At 51.3% G+C, this 17495-nt stretch carries 13 protein-coding genes; 7 read left to right on the forward strand and 6 right to left on the reverse strand.

What is annotated here, in order from left to right:
• Window positions 1-58: 58 nt before the first annotated feature.
• Window positions 59-412 (reverse strand): Arm DNA-binding domain-containing protein, encoded by a 354-nt coding sequence (locus tag ACN0SD_RS18075; protein ID WP_417809614.1) that lies wholly within the window; start codon window positions 410-412, stop codon window positions 59-61.
• A gap of 675 nt (window positions 413-1087) precedes the next feature.
• On the opposite strand from ACN0SD_RS18075, the gene ACN0SD_RS18080 reads away from it, so the two are divergent.
• Genes ACN0SD_RS18080 through ACN0SD_RS18095 form a run of 4 tightly spaced genes read left to right on the forward strand, consistent with a single transcriptional unit; the run spans window position 1088 to window position 6545 of the window.
• Window positions 1088-2527 carry a hypothetical protein gene (locus ACN0SD_RS18080; protein WP_417809615.1) on the forward strand — a complete coding sequence of 480 codons (1440 nt, stop codon included), beginning with the start codon at window positions 1088-1090 and terminating at the stop codon, window positions 2525-2527.
• Between the two features lie 4 nt (window positions 2528-2531).
• Complete coding sequence (locus tag ACN0SD_RS18085) at window positions 2532-3563, forward strand: hypothetical protein (protein WP_417809616.1); 1032 nt, start codon at window positions 2532-2534, stop codon at window positions 3561-3563.
• A gap of 4 nt (window positions 3564-3567) precedes the next feature.
• Complete coding sequence (locus ACN0SD_RS18090) at window positions 3568-5583, forward strand: hypothetical protein (protein WP_417809617.1); 2016 nt, start codon at window positions 3568-3570, stop codon at window positions 5581-5583.
• Entirely contained in the window at window positions 5580-6545 is a 966-nt protein-coding gene (locus tag ACN0SD_RS18095) for a hypothetical protein (protein WP_417809618.1), read from the forward strand. The genes ACN0SD_RS18090 and ACN0SD_RS18095 overlap by 4 nt, the downstream gene beginning before the upstream one ends.
• A 1000-nt stretch (window positions 6546-7545) precedes the next feature.
• On the opposite strand, the gene ACN0SD_RS18100 is transcribed toward ACN0SD_RS18095, so the two are convergent.
• From ACN0SD_RS18100 to ACN0SD_RS18120, 5 genes are all read right to left on the reverse strand, one after another.
• Window positions 7546-7866 carry a hypothetical protein gene (locus tag ACN0SD_RS18100; protein WP_417809619.1) on the reverse strand — a complete coding sequence of 107 codons (321 nt, stop codon included), beginning with the start codon at window positions 7864-7866 and terminating at the stop codon, window positions 7546-7548.
• Window positions 7866-10613: a VapE domain-containing protein gene (locus tag ACN0SD_RS18105; protein ID WP_417809620.1), complete on the reverse strand. Its 2748-nt coding sequence runs from the start codon at window positions 10611-10613 to the stop codon at window positions 7866-7868. Before ACN0SD_RS18105 ends, ACN0SD_RS18100 begins: the two co-directional genes overlap by 1 nt.
• Before the next feature lie 14 nt (window positions 10614-10627).
• Window positions 10628-10876 carry a helix-turn-helix transcriptional regulator gene (locus ACN0SD_RS18110; RefSeq protein ID WP_417809621.1) on the reverse strand — a complete coding sequence of 83 codons (249 nt, stop codon included), beginning with the start codon at window positions 10874-10876 and terminating at the stop codon, window positions 10628-10630.
• Between the two features lie 118 nt (window positions 10877-10994).
• Window positions 10995-11750: a hypothetical protein gene (locus ACN0SD_RS18115; RefSeq protein ID WP_417809622.1), complete on the reverse strand. Its 756-nt coding sequence runs from the start codon at window positions 11748-11750 to the stop codon at window positions 10995-10997.
• Window positions 11747-12943, reverse strand: coding sequence for a tyrosine-type recombinase/integrase (locus ACN0SD_RS18120; protein ID WP_417809623.1), 1197 nt, complete (start codon window positions 12941-12943; stop codon window positions 11747-11749). Before ACN0SD_RS18120 ends, ACN0SD_RS18115 begins: the two co-directional genes overlap by 4 nt.
• A gap of 338 nt (window positions 12944-13281) precedes the next feature.
• Between ACN0SD_RS18120 and ACN0SD_RS18125 the strand changes: the two genes are divergently transcribed.
• From ACN0SD_RS18125 to ACN0SD_RS18135, 3 genes are all read left to right on the forward strand, one after another.
• On the forward strand, window positions 13282-14478 hold the full coding sequence (locus ACN0SD_RS18125; protein ID WP_417809624.1) for a tyrosine-type recombinase/integrase: 1197 nt from the start codon (window positions 13282-13284) through the stop codon (window positions 14476-14478).
• A 184-nt stretch (window positions 14479-14662) separates the two neighbouring features.
• Window positions 14663-14896 (forward strand): helix-turn-helix transcriptional regulator, encoded by a 234-nt coding sequence (locus tag ACN0SD_RS18130; RefSeq protein WP_417809625.1) that lies wholly within the window; start codon window positions 14663-14665, stop codon window positions 14894-14896.
• A 104-nt stretch (window positions 14897-15000) separates the two neighbouring features.
• Window positions 15001-17487 (forward strand): TOTE conflict system archaeo-eukaryotic primase domain-containing protein, encoded by a 2487-nt coding sequence (locus ACN0SD_RS18135; RefSeq protein ID WP_417809626.1) that lies wholly within the window; start codon window positions 15001-15003, stop codon window positions 17485-17487.
• Window positions 17488-17495: the final 8 nt, after the last annotated feature.

Here is a 17495-nt window from a genome sequence, read left to right on the forward strand (position 1 = left end):
CTACAAAGTGAGCGACTTTGAGGGGCTTTTCATACTGGTCAAGGTTAGCGGATCGAAGTCATGGTGGTTCAAGTATCTCATTGATGGCAAAGATCCGTCCCTTCGCCTCTAGACGAATGCGCTTGTCTTCTTGCTTAGCCTCATTGGGATCAATCCCGTCTGCCAGTTGCGCTTTCGCCATATCACGCGCCTGACGCGCCTTTGCCAAACTCACAGCCGGGTAATCACCGATTACGAACAACTTCTCTTTGCCATCAATGCGATACTTGAACCGCCATGACTTCGATCCGCTAACCTTGACCAGTATGAAAAGCCCCTCAAAGTCGCTCACTTTGTAGGGCTTATCCGTCGATTTCAGATTTCGAATCCTAATGTCGCTCAAAGGCATGGTGGGGGTACGCAGTTTTTCCAATTTTCATCGTACCCCCAAAAATACCCCCAATCTGGGGGTACGCTGTCGGACGTAGCAAAACAGCGCTGGACAAACGATCTCGATACAAACCTTATAAAAAAGGCCTATTTGGATGTCATTGGATAAATCTGGATGGAAAAATGGTGCTCCACACGGACTCGCAACAAATCAGTAAATACATGTTCTAAATCAGTAAAATAACCTTACAAACCAATACAGGCCCCCAATAAGGCCCCCAACCGCCATCAACGTTCCAAATAGAGAACGCCAGAATGAAAGATGGGTTTTACCCTTGTGACTATCGGCCATTAGCTGCCTTCTATCAGCAGATTCTGATACTGCAGGCGAGCCCGTGATTGCGGACGTTCGCAGTGACCGCGAAGTCCGAAACTCCACAAAACAACGCGTTGCTGATGACACACGCTCTCGTAGCAATAGTACGAAGTTCTGTTTCACGCTAGCCAAGACTAACACTCTTCTCTCAAAAGCTCATTTGACGGATTGTTTCGTGAGGCATACGGAGCGGCGGCAAGCGAGTTGCAATGACAAAATCACAGCAAAGATACTAATTTAAATAGTAATTTCAATACATTAACCTTATGTTGTGTCTGCTTCCCATTTCCGGGAAATTTGGATAGAGTGTCACATGTCAAGGAACATTTAGAGGTTTTCCGAATGCTGGGCGGCCATCAGGACAAAGAGAGAAGATGGTTATGCAACGATATGAATAAAGAGATTGTGAGAAAAATTGACGATGTATCACAACGTGCTGTTTTGTCTCAATTAGAGCGGAACAGCTACTTCCCAAAGAATACAGGGACACAACTCACTGAATTGCTCAATCAGTATGAATCATCTAGCTGTGCCCCTATCGAGGTGTCTTTCCGTGAGTTGGTACCTTGGGTCTACGGTGGAAGTCGAGCAAGCCATTATCTACATAGCTACCCTGCTAAACTATTACCTCAGATCGCCCACTTTTTTTTGGCAAACGACCTACTTTGCCCTGCGGACGGCGCAGTACTAGATCCCTTTTCAGGATCTGGTACCGTTGCTCTTGAAACTGTTCTTTCTGGTCGAGATGCATATTATTGTGATGTAAATCCGTTCGCAAGGTTGCTTACGAAAGGCAAGACTACTCCGCAGTCTGTACAAGAAGTAGAGATTGGTTTGGAGCAGGTTCACCTAGCCTATCAACGCAACGAAACGGCCGCATGTCCCGATGTTGTAAACTTGTCTTACTGGTATAACGAAGGTACCTCAGCGCACTTAGCGAGGCTGAAAAGGGCAATCACAGCAGTCTCTGCAGAAGATACTCGATGCCTAATGAATATTTGTTTCTCATCAGTTGCGCGGAAGTTAAGTCGTGCCAACCCAAGGTTCTCGGTGCCCGTCAGGTTGAAAATCGGAGGCGAACAAGTTGATGTTGTGGCGGATGAGAACCAAGTTTGGGAGTGCTTTGACAAGGCCGTTTCGAAAGCCAAGCGGCAAATTTGCGGACTGTTGGAAGTGCCTTCCATGGGTAGAGCATTCTTGGCATCCGATGACGTGCTCAATCTAGGAACTAACTGGCCGACAGGAGAAAAGCGTTTCGGCGAAATGGATTTAGTTATCACCTCACCGCCTTATGCTGGCGCTCAAAAATACGTGCGTGCAACGAGCCTATCTATAGGTTGGTTAGATCAAGCAAAGTCGAACGAGTTGAAAGGTATCGAGAACAAGACCTTAGGTAGGGAACACCTACCGAAAGCAGACACGACCAAACTTCATTCAACGACCATCGATGCTGCCGACAAGCTCATTCGTTCGATTGCCTTAGAAAATCAGACGCGTGCAGCCATCGCATCTGTCTTCCTTAGAGAAATGAAACAAGCAGCTGAAAATATAATGAAATCTTTGAAAAGCGGTGGTTATGCCGTGGTTGTCATGGCTGACAACACCGTTTGTGGAAGGCATTTCCCGACCACTAGCTTCACCGCCGAGTTGTTTATTAGAGCTGGTGGAAGCAAGGTACTAGAGATGAAGGATGAAATTGTCTCCCGAAGCCTTCAAACGAAGAGGGCCTCCACGTCTTCAAGTATTAGCCATGAGACCATAACAGTTTTTAGAAAGGCATAGTAAATTGGACGAATTAGATAAGCTTCTTGGTGTAGACGCTGATCATCCCGCTTTGCTGCCTGAAGACACGTTTAGTTTTTTGAGATCAAGGATCACGGTGTTGAATACGCGATCCTGGGAGAACAAACTTCAATGGAATAGCGTTCAGAAATGGCTAGAGAACTTTGATGGAAAATCAGGTCATGAGGCTGATGCAGAACGTCTTCATGCACTCTATCTACTTTCCCAATTCATGTATTTTGGCGGGCGGGAAGTACGTGTTCTCTTAAAGGCGCTTTACCGTGAATTGATCGTCGTGCCATTCGTTCAGCGAGCTCGCCAATCCCTAAATAACACCCGTGAGTTAGACGATATTGCGCCAGAACTACAGAAAATGCTGAAAGCGACTAAAATTCTAGGTATCGGCAATCCATCGGAGAGTGGGCCACACTTGCTGTACTTTTTCCGCCAAGAGAATTCCTTGTCTAAGGATCGCTTTATGGGCGCGTCTGAGATCGTGGAGGCCTCACGTGCAAACGATGGTTTGTTCAACCGGTCAGTACGCCATCCGGAAGTAACGGATTATTTTTTCATCGATGATGTATGTGGCTCTGGGGAGACTGCAAAGAAGTTCTCCAAAAGTGTGCTTGAAGAAATTGTCTCAATGACCGACCCCGACAAAGTCCGGTTTCACTACTATTCAATTTTTGCAACTGAAGACGGGATGAAGGAAGTTCGTGACCAAACTATTTTCGGGGAGAACAGCGGCGCAATCTACGAGTTGGATGAAACATTTTCATCTCTTTCTGACACGTCGCGCTTCCTCAAGAATCCACCCAAAGACATCGATCCTCATGTAGTAAGAGACGTATGCAGGCACTACGGCGAGCTGCTCTGGCCTGGGCTCCCTGGCGGATTTGATGACAACCAGTTGCTTCTAGGTTTTAACCACAATACCCCTGACAACACCTTACCGATTTTCTGGGGTCACCCTGACCATGGTGCGCAAATCCCTTGGGAACCCGCATTCCATCGACACTGGAAGTATGGATACTAGGCACATGAAACAGAATCCGTTCGACACGCCAAAAGCTTCGCATTTTACTGCAGATGAAATTCTAGATCTGTACGTAGATGCAGCTGGAGACAACGAAGAAGTTGTTAACAGGCTTCTTGAACCAGCTTCAAAGACACCACTGCGCCTGTTAGGTGGCAAGGGAAGCGGTAAGACCCACTTGCTTCGCTACTGCTCGCACTCGGTAAGAAAGAGAAAGCAAGGCGGGGACCTTGTAGCTGCAATCAAGAATGATGGGTACATTGGTCTATACGTAGACTCTGGTGCAGTAAACGCTCAGAAGTTCTTTGGGAAACGCCTTGATCGTGAGCAGTGGCAGGGCATCTTTGGCTACTATTTTGAAATGTGGTTGGTTCATCATTTTCTGGTTGTTCTCGAACAAATCTCTGAGCAATCCCAAGAAGAACCTTTATTGAACATAGAGATGTTTCTCGCAGGCGTCCGCAGTAGCTTCGATGTAGACGTATCCAACGAATTTGATAGCCTAGAAGGGCTAAGAGATTTTCTAACGGGTCTTCGAAAGGATGTAGATTATCGATCAAACAACGCGGCCCTGAGAAATACGTTCGATGACTTAGAAATCCGGTTCTCCCCGGGAAAGTTAATCTTCGGAACAGCTAAAGCTTTTCGAGATGCTTGCCCTGAAATCGGTGATGCAACAATCTGCTACATGATTGATGAAGCCGAGAATTTCAGCGAACTGCAGCAGACATTTCTTAATTGGCTAATCCGCTATCGTGAAGGTCTTGTGACTTTCCGGGTTGGAGCGCGACTGTATGGAATCCATACGAACGAAACTATGAACAATGGCGAACCCATAAAGCGAGGTTCAGAGTACGACGATGTACACCTTGACGACTTTTTAAGAGAATTGGGTGAGGCAGATTACCGCAATTTCTCTGCCAAACTCATCGCAAAACGTCTAAACCAAGCTGGAATAGCATGTTCCGACGAAAGAGAACGGAAACTTTCAAACGAGTTCGAAAGCATAGATGCCGCAAGCGACTACTCTAAAGAATGCCTGAAAATCCTGCAGGCTACAGACAATAGCAACCGTGAGAGACCTTATTTCAAGAAGTTTCGATCCACACTTTCGAACCGAACCAATATAGATGACAGCTCTATTGACGAAATTATCGGAAGCTTACATTGCGCGGGCAGTCCGTTGGTCGAGAAAGCAAGCGTACTGTTGTTCTACAGAAAAGCCCAACGCGATGCAGAAGACGCAAAGACTTTAGCTCGCGAAATTTCTGAAAGTGCAAAGGCATATGTTTCAGGCGACAAGACCAAGGGAAGGCAACACATTAATGTGCTCGCCTACTATAAATCTGACCTGCTGGCCCAACTTTACCGAGAGGCGAGACAACCTGTTGCTTACTGCGGCTTTGATACGATTGTCACGCTTTCCCAAGGCATTCCCCGAAACCTCTTGATGCTTCTCAAACATATCTATCGTCGTTCACTTTTTGCTGCCGAACAACCGTTTGAAGATGGAAAGATCAGCAAACAATCTCAAACTGACGGCGTAAAAGACGCTGCACAATGGTTTTGGGAAGATGCCCAGCCCGAGCAAAACGCTGCGTCTGTAAGGCTTAGCGTCGAAGCCATTGCCCGACTGTTTCGGACTGTTCGGTACAGTGCAAAACCCTCAGTGCCCGGGTTGTCTACATTTAGCATTCGAGAAGGTGAGCTATCTGAAAATGCCAAGAAGACACTGCGTACCGCTGAAAACTGGTCCTATTTAGTCCATATACCGCATTCGGGTAGCGACAAAAATTCAGAAGAGAGGAGATACAAGTATCAACTTGTACCCATTTTAGCACCTAAGTGGGATGTGTCTTACACTATTAGAGATACCATCGAACTAGACGATGAATTTGCTAATGCGCTATTTGATGAAGACCAGAAGCATAAACTAGGCCCTTTGTTCAAAAAAAGAACCGATCCAATGCTGGAAAGTGGAATTTTCAAAGTTGATTTGGAACAGGAAAAGTTATTGTGATTTCACTTTCTGAGATTTCTTACCTAATAGATTCTAAAGAGAAAATTTCAAATTTTTCTCACGTTGATAAAGTCGATGTCTTCATTTCAGCATATAATGACAGCGAACGGGTAAAACATGTGTTTGCTAGTGTAGCTGCTACAGTCAAATTTTGGTGGATACTTCCAGAGTATGGTTACTCAAAGGAAGATCTCGATAAAATTCCTGCCGGGGAAGTTAAGATTGAGGGCTTGCCTGAAAATGAAGCGGACCTAGTGCTACAGGGCGTCGAAAAATCAGGACTCAAAGACCCCACACACCTTTCTATCTGCATCGACATCACGGGCTTTATGCGCCCACACATCTTTATGTTGTTAAAGTACTTCAAGACGTTAAAGGCAAAGTCGTTAACGATCCTGTACACCGAACCGGAACGATACTCTCGAGGAGCGGACACGAGTTTTTCGCTAAAAGATATTCAAGATGTACGCCAAGTTTCGGGTTACGAAGGCATTCATATACCAGATACGAACAAGGATGTTCTCCTGTTGGGTGTAGGTTATGATCATCAGCTTATGGGGCAAGCTATCCGCTTCAAAGAGGGTGCTCGTCTACTTCAACTTTTGAGCTTACCATCGCTAGCAGCAGATATGTATCAGGAGAGTCTCGTCCGCGTTGACAAGGTGGACACCGATGAGCTGAACCCGCCCGGTAGGACCGAACAGTTTTGTAGCGCAAATGATCCTTTTCTTGTAGCTGCAAGCGCTTCGAAACTTTATCACCGTGAGCAGGCAAACGGCGGAATAACTAACTTCTACATGTGCCCCTTAGCAACTAAGCCTCAAGCACTCGGGTTCGCACTATTTTACCTCAGAGAGCTAGCCGATACTGCATCCAGTGTAATTTTTCCGTTCCCAAGAAATTATAGCAAGAAGACTTCGGAAGGCATCGGGAGAATTTGGCGCTACCCAATTGAGTTCTAAATAACGAACTAAGTTTCCAATCCCGCCAATCCCTATTACAGTCAACAGATTGCGACTAAATTGGCTTTTGCGCTCATATCGCGTTGGTTTGTCGGTTACACAGTGGCGTTATACCAACTGACCGGCCCCCAACGTCCAGTCTTACAAGTGGTGCCTATAATCCACGCTCCCGCAGCGAAGGACCGGAATCCGCCCATATGGCCCGGGATTGGTGCCGCCCTACTATCCCGTTTCAATTTAGCAGGTCCGCTGATTGTCGCTAGGCGTGAGAACGGGCGCTTGGGTCCCTCCTAGGGGGGTGGGGGCCTGTCAGGGGGTGCGCGGAGCCTCGGGACGTCACTATCTCCGGTTTTTTGCTTAACTCTTCCGGTTTTTTTGCGCTGGGGCGGAGAATTGACCTCCGAGTGCCGCAAAACCGCCAAGATTTAGCAGACCTCTTAGGAAATGAGGTGCTGACCGATTGTTTCCTTGGCGGGTGTAGATTTCAGGACGGGCGGGAGGCCCTTGTAGCCCAGAACGAGCCAATCTGCCGCCTTGGGTCCGTTTCTGGTCATTTCCCAAAAGAAGGAACGCGGGATCAGCGTTCCCTTCACCGTTCCAACCAGCGACCCCTATTTTATCACAACTTATCATTGGGTTATGCCACATGGCACGCTGGGGAACGCTGAATCCTCTAAATCTCAGCAAATGACATAGGGGTAATAGATATGTTTTAGGGATAAACCCCACGCGGGCTGTTTTTACCTCCTAGGGATTCAGCGACCCGCAGCGTTCCGTTTCCGCTTCGACCATATAAAATAAGGGTGAAGGTGCGGGTCGCTGATGGAACGCTGCATTTCTAGCCGCCTAAACGTGCTTCTGGTGGTATTCTCGTTTGGGGAAACGCTCACCGTGGTCAACTGGTTGGCGAAATCTAGAAAGCCGTCGCCCTGCCTCCGGTGAGTTATACCATGACGGGGCGTCGGCCAGAATGTTCGACAGTTTTTTTGAGTGCTCGTGGTCAAATCAGGTCGTCTGCGGAGAGCGTATCACTCCCTATGAGTTTACGATACTCGATCTGGTCCACGACCGATGCCTTAGCGATCCTCAGCTGTTGCTCCGCCCGCCATCCCTCTTTGGTCCACACCCGGCGCGCGGTAGCGGGTCGATAGGCCCACTTGTTGTCACCGTATACCTCTTCGGTCAGAGCGCAAATGAAGGACGCCCTCGAGCCGATCCTGCGCCACAGACCGTTAGGAATCTCTGTCGCACCTGAAACCATGATATAGAGGTCCGGGGTTTGCGCATTCCCAGAGAAAGTCACCTTAGCAGTTTTGTCCATTAGATAAGTCCTTCATCGTCACCAGACGCCTGTTCTGTCATCTCCGTGTGCAGCTTGTTCAGGTCGGCCTCAAGACGCTCCACCTCACTCAAAGGCCGGACCCAATGCTTCTGCCGACCATAGCCACGGAATGTCTTCTTGAGGGTTTCCCTGCGCCAGCCGAGTAATTCAATGGCCCTCTGAATTTCGAGAAGGGAGCCGCGCTGAAGGCGACCCTGTTCGCCCAGAGCACGCTCCCAAAGCTCCCGAGCGCAGATCGCGTGACGGTAGGCCCAAGGGGCGTCGCCGAAGTCGTCCCGATCCTGATAGGGGGTGTTCAGATAGTCCTCGATCATCCCGGCATAGTGGTCGGCCTCGGTCTGTTGGCGGCGGCTCTCCTGACGTGCCAGAGCTTCGCGCTTGGCCGCCGGATCGTCTAGATAGAGGGGCAGAGTTCCAGTCGGCTGATCGCGTCTCATGCAGCGGTAGAGGTAGACGGCCTCAGCCCAGATTTTCTCGACGTTCCGGCGCAGGCCATGGATGTCGATCTCTTTGGTCGAGCAATCCACGGGCCACCAGCGGCGGTTCCCGGTTGTGTCTGCAAGATACTCGCTCTTGTTTGTCGACCCCATGTAGACTTGCTGGCGCTTGAAGGTTGTGGCATTGCGCCCGTAGGCCATCCGCACGGTCGTCTGGGTGCTGGACATGAATGCCTTGGCATCCTCGACGCTTGACCGGCTCATGTTGCCAAGCTCGGGAAGCTCGGCGATCCAGACGTTTCTGAGCTCTTCCATGAGCTTCTGGGAGTCATTGAAGTTGGCCGTCAGGTTGCCTGGCCAGTCCAACGCCAAAATCTCGATGAAGGTCGACTTACCTTTACCCTGAAGACCCTCGAGGATCGGCACGAAGTCGAACTTGTGCCCTGGCTCGAAGACTCGGCAAACGGCGGCGATGCACCAAAGCCGGGCTATTTGCCGGTGGTAGGGATCGTCAGGCGCGCCGAGATATTTGATGAACAGTTCTTCCAACCGGGCGATGCCGTCCCACTTGAAGCTCAAGAGGCGATGCCGGACAGGGTGGAAGGTCCATTGCCTCGACACGATTGCGATCGCGGACTTGAGGTCACGATCCGTGACGCCCATGCCGTAGCCCCTCTGATCTTTCTCGTTCTGCCCACCCAGCATGTCCCGAATGATGTCTTCGTGAAAATCCTCTAACGGGTCTCCGTCGTGCTTGTTGTTTACATAGACCGTGCCGAGGTCATTGTTCCGAGTAACGAGGTCGCGGCGCATGACGCGTTCGTGCTTGAATTCGTTGAACTGAAGCACACCGTAGAGCCTTGCGTCGTTTTGCAAAATCATCCGTGTGTTGGGGAGATTGTTTTCAAGCTTCCCTGTCGTCGGACTGAATGTGCATTTCTTCGCCAACCAGCCTTTCGCGGCACGATCAGGGGGCACTTGGGATGTAGCCGTCAGGATCGGCAGACCCTCCTCTCCGACGAGGTATTTGGGGGCGACGTGATCGTTCTTATCTGGCACTCCGATCAGAGCATCGATTTCATCAAGCTCCGTGCCACCGATGCCCGGATTGTAGCCTTCTCTGACCTTGATATTGGCCCCAACGTCAACCATAGCCGCGTCAAACTCTTCTTCGATACCTCCGATGAACCCATATTTATCTTCGACCAGCCTTTCTTTGTAGAGGTCGTCCTTCATCACGAACTCGATCATCGCCTTCCATGACGGGCGCTTTCCCATCGGCGTGTCGATGTTGATCTTGTCATCCATGCCGCCGAATTTGTGGACGCGAACGAGATCCCACGCGTTCACGAGCATGTCGGAGCAAGGATCGGAGCCATGATGCGAGTAGAGGAACAGGCCGTCGTCTTGAACCTCGGCCCCGTTCCGTGTGGTGCCGCCGAGGTAGGTATACCGGGGTTTACCTGTGTTCTCGTCAACCGACTCATATTCGTTCGACAGAAACTTCTCGATGGCGTCTTCTACACCATACGCGCGACAGAACGTGCCGACTGGGCCTTGCTTCTGCGTGGGGTCTTCGGCCTTTTCCTTGGTCTGGCGGAGTTCGCCTTCCGAGGCCACGGTCGGCAAATTGCACAGATCGCGCCAATCACCAACTTCTTGCTCGAAGACGTCCAGATATGACTGCCAGTCAAGGAGGTCGCCGTCGAGGTCAATGTGGCAGCGATATTCGCCATCCTTAGAGACTGTCGGCATGAACATCATCTGCGCCGGGCGGAAAGAGACAGGATCTACGTTTTCCATCTGCGGGTCAATCAGCTTGTGGCAGATGATCCTGCTGGCGGCAGAGTAGGTTTCGGCGTCGAGCGGCACGTCGAGGAACAGGTAGACCCGAATACGAGGGGCCTCGGGCGTATGCCGTCTCGTGGTGTGGGCGAGGTGCGGGATACCGCGCAGGAGTGCACCTGTCAGGACCGATTCCGCGAGCTCGACGGTGGTGTAATCGAAGTCGAACGACATCATGGTCGCGGGCAGGACAGAACGCCGATTGCGCGTCTCACCGTCTACCGGGGCGCGGAAGCGCCAGCCGTTTTCGGCCTTCTTGCGAAGCTGGCCTTGGTCGTCGAGTTTGTCATATTCTGCACGCGTTTCGCCTGTGCGAACGGGCTCCATGAAGGCCCGGGCGTAGCGTCCGAGCGGAACGACCTTGTTCTCGACCTTGCCGAAGTTGGTCTTCCGACCTTCGGCGAATTTCATCAACTGTTTTTCATTGTTTTGTATAGAGGACATGATCTTGATGCCCCCTAGCGGCCTTGCGCGGATTGCAGCGCGGCGTTTGCCTTTGCAAGCAAAAATGCGTCTAGCCAGCTCTCTGGCAAAGCAGAGGTGCGTTCCGAAAGTTTGAGAAAAGGAGGAAATTCGTGTGCGGAGATCATCATGTAGACCTGCGAGCGGCTGAGGCCCACCCGCTTGAAGACCTCACGCGGACGCAGCATGCGGCCGGACGGCGGCGTGTCAGCCCAAGGGCGGGAGTTGAGGCGGATGTGTTCCATTTGAGGCTTCCAATTTTGTGGTAGTGGATGCCCATAGCCCTACTTGAACTATATTGGTTGGTTCAGGGAAAGCTCACGCCAGAAATGCAGCGCACCTTTCTCTTGACATGCCTGACTATCAGCCCTCGCTGTCGAACAGGGTGAGATAGAAGTCTCGATAGGCTTCCCATTTTAGAGGCTGGTCTGACGCGTTTTTTAGAGGCAAGCCCCACGCTTCTGGTTCATATTCGTAGCGATCTTTCTTGGATTTTTGAAGGCTTTTTGCAAGCGCTGGGATCGAACCTGTAGTCCAACCCCTCAAGGCTTCTTTTTCGGCATCTGATGGCTTCTTTCCTCCGAGCAGAAGTTCTGGTTTGGCGTTTCTTGTTTCCTTGATTATCTGGTCGCTAAAGGTCACCGTAGCGGAACACACTATCGGATCTCTCTGTTCGTCCACCGAAACTGTTGGCGTCATATTAAATAGCGCTGCGTATGCACCGAGTGCCTTGGGATAGAATTGCGTTAAAAGCTGTCCGCGATACAGGCTAGAATCATCTTTCTCCAATTCTCGCTCATGTGCGTCTAGCCAACGTTTCGCGCCGTCTAGAAAACTGTCGGGTGGCAAGGGGGGTCCGAACCCTTTTTTCCGAATGTCCTCGGCTGATGCTTGCAGGTCCTTGAGCGCTTTTTCAAAGCGACTCAGGTCCTCTTTAACGCTGCGGATGTTAGGTAAGGCTGCGCTCGTCTCGATGACGATCATGTTCAAAATTCCAAGAGCACTGTCAGGACCTATATCCTCGGAAAGCGTCCCCCCTGTCGCCTGCACAATGCGCTCGAGCGCCGCGTGATCCAGTGGTTGTGTGGAGGACGGATGCAAACTTGTTGAATCTGTCATGAGCTTTCCATTTTTTGGTAGATATCCAACTCACCAACCCACCATTCGGCAAGCCTTACCCGTTCATCCCAATACAGACCTCGATTATAGGCTTTGCGCACTTCGTTGCGTTCAACGTGGGCGAGTGCTGCCTCTATGGCATCAGGATTCCAAAGGCCACTTTCGTTTGCCAAGGTTGAAAAGCTCGCGCGGAAACCATGAGCAGTCATTTCTTCACCGGAATACCCCATGCGACGCAAAGCTGCGTTAAGCGTGTTCTCAGACATAGGCCGTTGCCATGAACGCAGTGACGGAAAAAGATAGGTTCCATTACCGGTGATCTTACGTAGCTGATCCAGTAAACTGATGGCTTGCGCAGGTAGAGGCACATTGTGATCTCGGCGCATTTTCATTTTTTCGGCAGGAATTGACCAAATCTTCTCTTTGAAGTCGATTTCGTTCCATTGGGCGTGCCGGATTTCACCAGGCCTTTGTGCGAGAATAGCTAGAAGCTGTAGGCCTATGCGCGTCGTTGCTTGGCCTTCAAATTCCGAGACAGCAATCATAAGTTTTCCCAGTGCCACTGGATCTGTGATTGCGGAACGATGTGTGCGCGTTGGGCGGATCAAGGCGTCTTTAAGTGCATGCGTTGGATCGGTGTCTGCCAGACCACTCGCCACGGCAAAACGAAATACAGATCCAATGCGTGCGCGCAGGCGATGCGCTGTCTCATAGTTCCCCTTCGCTTCGACCTTTCGCAGGCACCGTAGGATCATGGAAGCACTGATCTCGGTGATAGGCTTGCGCCCAAAGTCCACATTCGCGAGTTTCAGGTGATAAGCTGTTTTGTCGAGAGTTGCTTTTGATTTCCCCTCCTTTTCTTGTTTGGAGAGGAATGCCTCGCCGATCTTAGCAAAGGTGTGTCCTTGAGTTTCGCGCTGGGCACGTTTCGCTTCTTGCTTCGCCTCACTCGGATCTACGCTTTGGGCAATTTTGGCACGCGCATCTTCTTTTAGCTTGCGCGCTTGGGCGAGTGAAATGGCAGGATAGGCGCCAAGAGAAAGCTTTCGCTCTTTTCCATGTAAGCGATACTTCAGATTCCACAATCTGGAACCAGATGGTGTCACCAATAGATAAAGTCCCTCAAAATCGGAGACTTTATAAGGCTTATCCTTTGGCTTTAGGTTTCGAATCTGAACATCACTAAGCGGCACGGTGGGGGCCTCGCGTTTCCTACATTTTCACGAAGCCCCCAAAAAGCCCCCCAAACAGGAAGGATTTCATAGGATGTAGTTAAACCGTATAGGACAAAGGACATCGCTAAAACCTCTATAACACAAGGTTTATTGGACGTCTCTGGATTTCTATGGATATTGAAATGGTGCCCCCACACGGACTCGAACCGCGGACCTACTGATTACAAATACGGGCAACTTGGATCGCTGACGATGGTTGAGGCTATTTTACCTAATAAATACAGATGCTTCGGTTGAGCAGACCCGGTGGTGGTTGATACGAAAATTGCAAAATAATTGCAAAATCGGAGACCGCAATGGCGACCCAACGTATCAAGTTCACAGAAGGCAGTATCGACAAACTGCCATTTTCAAAGTCCGGCACGAACCGCTATGCGGACCAGCGCAAAGGCATATTTCCGAACCTCTATTTAGACGTAGGCGCGAAGACCAAGACGTGGCGCTTGGTCAAATTTGCACACGGAAAAACGAAATCCAAAACGCTTGGCAAATGGCCCGCGATGAACCTGCATGTAGCCGCGCAGGCGGCTGACACGATGTCTGAGCGCGTCGCTGATGCGACACACGCCCTGCCGGCCCCCGTCATTGCCCAAACCAAGGAAATCAACCTTAGACAGGCGTTTCTCCGGCATACTACCGAACGTATCGACCCGCGCACAAAAGAGAAGACGCCCAACACCGTTTATGACTACCTTTCGACGCTGCGGAACCACGCTGGAAAAAACGGGGAATGGCTGGATGTGCCAATTGACCAGATCACACGGGCAATGATCAACGCCCAGATGAAAGCCATGCAAGACCGCCCCTCTCAGGCAACCAAACTGCTCCGCATCATTTCAGCAATTTACCGCAATGAGATGCTGATCCGCGACGACGTGATCGACGATCCCACCTTCAGGGTTCGAGCATATCCGTCACAAACAAAAGAACTGTTGTTCGACCCTTCTGGCCGCTGGCCCGCATTCGACGCCATCATGAAGGTCGAAGACGTAACTGCCCGCTCTGCGTGGCTGGTTATGCTATTCACTGGCATCAGATCGTCAAATGTTCGCAGCATTGAATGGACCGATCTCGATCTAGAACAAAACCTGTTGACCATACCTCGATTGAAAAACGGGACAAAGCGCACATTTCCACTTTCGCGACCTGCGTCCGCCGCGTTTAAACGTCTGCCTCGCATTCATGACAATCTGGTGTTTGCCTCTAAATCCAAGGCAGGCGTTCCGATTGCACATCAGCACGCACTCGGCACGCCTAAGGTTTTGCGCCAACACGATACCCGTCATTTGTTTACATCGGCTGGGTCAATCGCGGGTATAGACAGGTCAAAGGTCAAATACTTGCGCGGCGACATCGTTTTGGGTGATGGAGCCGATGTAGGTTACATGCACGGCATTGCAGCGCACGAAGATGTCGAAAAGATCGGACATGTTGTGGCCCAAAAATGTTCAACATCTTATTCCGATCTTGAAAAGCTAATCTTGACCCACTAACTTCAAGTCTCAACCAGCCCCTTGCGTCAATGAGCCTATTGACGTCGGAGGCCGCGCTCTGAACGGACAGGATGGATAGTCGAGGAACCCGAAGCAACCTCTCTGAGGTGCGTGAAGGCTCCATCCCTAGCACGGTAGGAGAAGTAAGGCGCGGTCGTTTGGCATAACCTAAAAAGGTATGCAAATGACCCACGACCTATTGGCCGAATTGCGCTCGGCGATTGAAGCGCAGCAATATCCACAAATCATGACGCCCGCACAGGCCGCAGATTTTCTCGGTGTGTCAGATTACTATCTGCTCGATTTGCGCAAGCGAAAGTCGGGGCCTGCGTATTCGCAGCCCGCATCAAAGATTGTCCGCTACATACGCGACGACCTGATCGCTTGGATGAATGAACACCGCGTAGACGCCGGATAAACGGAGCGAGGGTCGAACCCCGCTCCGCGTTAAGCGCAATCGTGAAATATTTGGAATAACTGCTTTATAGCAGTTTTCGCGTTGCGCCAAAACTACGGATTCAGGTGATCGACCAACGCTCTCTTGGAAAAGAGAAAATTTCTATGACTAAAATCGAACAACTCCGGCAGATTGTTAATCTGGCAGGCCCCAATTACTCAGAGATGAAGAAATCGAGGGGCAAGAAGCAGTATTACAAAGTCGAGGGCGACATCACAGACACCGCGCTCGAGAACCACCTCAGCGGTGCCCAGCCCATCGGCATCAACATGAACGTGGGCGACGGCAAGTCGCATCTCGCGGTCTTCGACTTCGACGATCACGCGGGCACGCTCCCAGCGTTTGCAATGCGTAAGCGCGTCGGGTTCGTCGCAGCGGCATTGCACAACCAAAACGTGCCTCACTTCGTCGTGCGATCAGGTGGCGGCAAAGGCTACCACATCTGGCTCGCGTTCGAGTTCGCCTCCCGTGCCGACACCGTGCGCAAACGCATGTCCGACGTGCTCGAGGCTGCAAACAGGATACTCGCCAACTCGCCTTGGGCGCATGAACGGTTCGTGCCCGACGATGGGCAAGGCAAAGGCATGTTCCACCCAACGGACAAGGTGTTCGCACGTGATCCGCGCAACGACACGATGGTCGACGAGCACTACATCGAATTGCTGCCCAAGAACGGCGAGCACCCTGTTATTGCGTTGCCCCTGTCGCTTGAATCCATTGTTCTGACACCAACAGGCATCGACGACACAGGCGCGATGCAGTTTGAAGACGGTGGTGACATCGTGATCGTGAAAGCGAAACGCCAGAAGTCAGGCCCGAAGACGGGACAGAGAACCAAAGAGATAGATGTAGATTCCGCATTGGCCGCATTCCGCAAGTCGCGCCAAGGTGGCGGCTACAAAGCATGGTCTGATGCAGGGTTCAACATCTTCGGCGCGTTTGGCGAAGACGGCCTCGAACACTGGCTCACATATTCCAGAGAGGCGGACGGGTTCACGTCAGAGAAGGACGTGATCGACAAGTGGGCGGACATAGCAAAAGCAGGCACGTGTGGGCCTGAACCTTTCTGGGCATACGCGCGAGCTGGCGGTTATAATGGCGGCCTGCCTGACGGTGTGCAAATCGGCGGCAAAGGCGATCCGACGAAAGTGATCCTCGACGACGTGGTGGGTTCACTGAAACTGTTTCGTGATCCCGATGGCACAGCATACGCCCGCGTCGGCCCGCGCCGTATCATGCGGATCGACTCCATCGAATTTGCGGATTGGTTGCGGCGCACAGCATACGCCAGCGGCGTCACGGCAAGCCAAGACCAGATCAATCTGGTTGTTGGGATCGCTCGGGCACACGCCTACGAGACAGTCGAAGACGTCCATCTACGGGTCGCACGCAAAGATGGCGTCATCTACATCGATCTCTGCGACGCGGATGACCGCGTTCTGGTCATATCGGTCGATGGTATTGATATGATCGAAAGCGACGAGGAATGCCCCGTCGTGTTCCGTCGATCAAAGCAGTTACCGATTGGGACAGCGACGGGATCAATCCAAGACATCCGCGCACTGGTGAATATGGACGACGATCAGTTCGTGGTTTTCATGGCCTGCGCGGTGAAGATGTTTTTCCCCGATACGCCGTCGCCCATTGTCAATCTGATCGGGGAATATGGTTCGGCAAAGACATCGACAACGCGGGTTTTGCGATCATTGATTGATCCCGTATCTGCGATGGTCGCACCTGGCTCGGAGAAGGCAGATGATGTATTGATCCGCGCATGGCACAACTATGTGCTGACACTTGAAAACATGTCTGACCTAACGAAGCTGTCGGACACCCTTTGCGGTATCACTACGGGCATGGGGTTTGAGGTGCGCCAATTGTTTACCAATGGCGATCTGTTTTCGATCTGGGTGCGTCGGCCTGTGATCGTCAACGGAATTGACCCATCGAAGTACGCAGCCGATCTGATCTCGCGGATGGTTGAGATTGAGTTGGAAAAGCCGGAAAAGCGCATGTTGGAATCCGAGTTTGAACATCAACTTTTGGAATCCGCACCCCGCATGTTCATGGGCATCGTGGGCCTCGTCGTCGAAGTGTTGAAGGTGTTGCCACAGATTGACCCTCATGAGTTTGCGGAGAACGTCCGATTGGCCGAATTCGGTGCGGTTGGCGAGGCGACAGCGCGTGTGCTTGGCAAGGATGCTGGCTGGTTCGTCGGCAAGATGGTCGAGGCGCAAGACATTGCGCAGGATGAAGCAGCAGACGACTCCGCGACCATGCAGGCGTTGGAGGCAATGCAGGAACCTATTGCGCGGCGTGGCAAGTTCTGGGGTACGCCTCAGGAGTTGTTGCTGGAGTTGCAGCAGTCGGCAGAGGTCGTCGGGATTAGTTTGGCGCGTTTGCCAATGACCGCCGCAACATTGAGCCGTGAATTGAACCAGTTAAAGCCATCGTTGCGGAAGCGTGGTTGGGAGATCGACAAGAAGCACCGCAAATGGCTGGTTGTTCCACCACCGGAAGTGACAGTGGAAGAAATGGCTGCAATGGCGTAGTGATTGAA

It is taken from the genome of Thioclava sp. (assembly GCF_048263065.1).
Classification (GTDB): Bacteria; Pseudomonadota; Alphaproteobacteria; order Rhodobacterales; family Rhodobacteraceae; genus Thioclava.

What these genes read in the sequence shown, in the direction of transcription:
- ACN0SD_RS18080 (WP_417809615.1), top strand. Translation starts at nt 1,088, where the DNA reads ATGCTGGGCGGCCATCAGGACAAAGAGAGAAGATGGTTATGCAACGAT.
- ACN0SD_RS18090 (WP_417809617.1), top strand. Translation starts at nt 3,568, where the DNA reads ATGAAACAGAATCCGTTCGACACGCCAAAAGCTTCGCATTTTACTGCA.
- ACN0SD_RS18100 (WP_417809619.1), bottom strand. Translation starts at nt 7,866, where the DNA reads ATGGACAAAACTGCTAAGGTGACTTTCTCTGGGAATGCGCAAACCCCG.
- ACN0SD_RS18105 (WP_417809620.1), bottom strand. Translation starts at nt 10,613, where the DNA reads ATGTCCTCTATACAAAACAATGAAAAACAGTTGATGAAATTCGCCGAA.
- ACN0SD_RS18110 (WP_417809621.1), bottom strand. Translation starts at nt 10,876, where the DNA reads ATGGAACACATCCGCCTCAACTCCCGCCCTTGGGCTGACACGCCGCCG.
- ACN0SD_RS18115 (WP_417809622.1), bottom strand. Translation starts at nt 11,750, where the DNA reads ATGACAGATTCAACAAGTTTGCATCCGTCCTCCACACAACCACTGGAT.
- ACN0SD_RS18125 (WP_417809624.1), top strand. Translation starts at nt 13,282, where the DNA reads ATGGCGACCCAACGTATCAAGTTCACAGAAGGCAGTATCGACAAACTG.
- ACN0SD_RS18130 (WP_417809625.1), top strand. Translation starts at nt 14,663, where the DNA reads ATGACCCACGACCTATTGGCCGAATTGCGCTCGGCGATTGAAGCGCAG.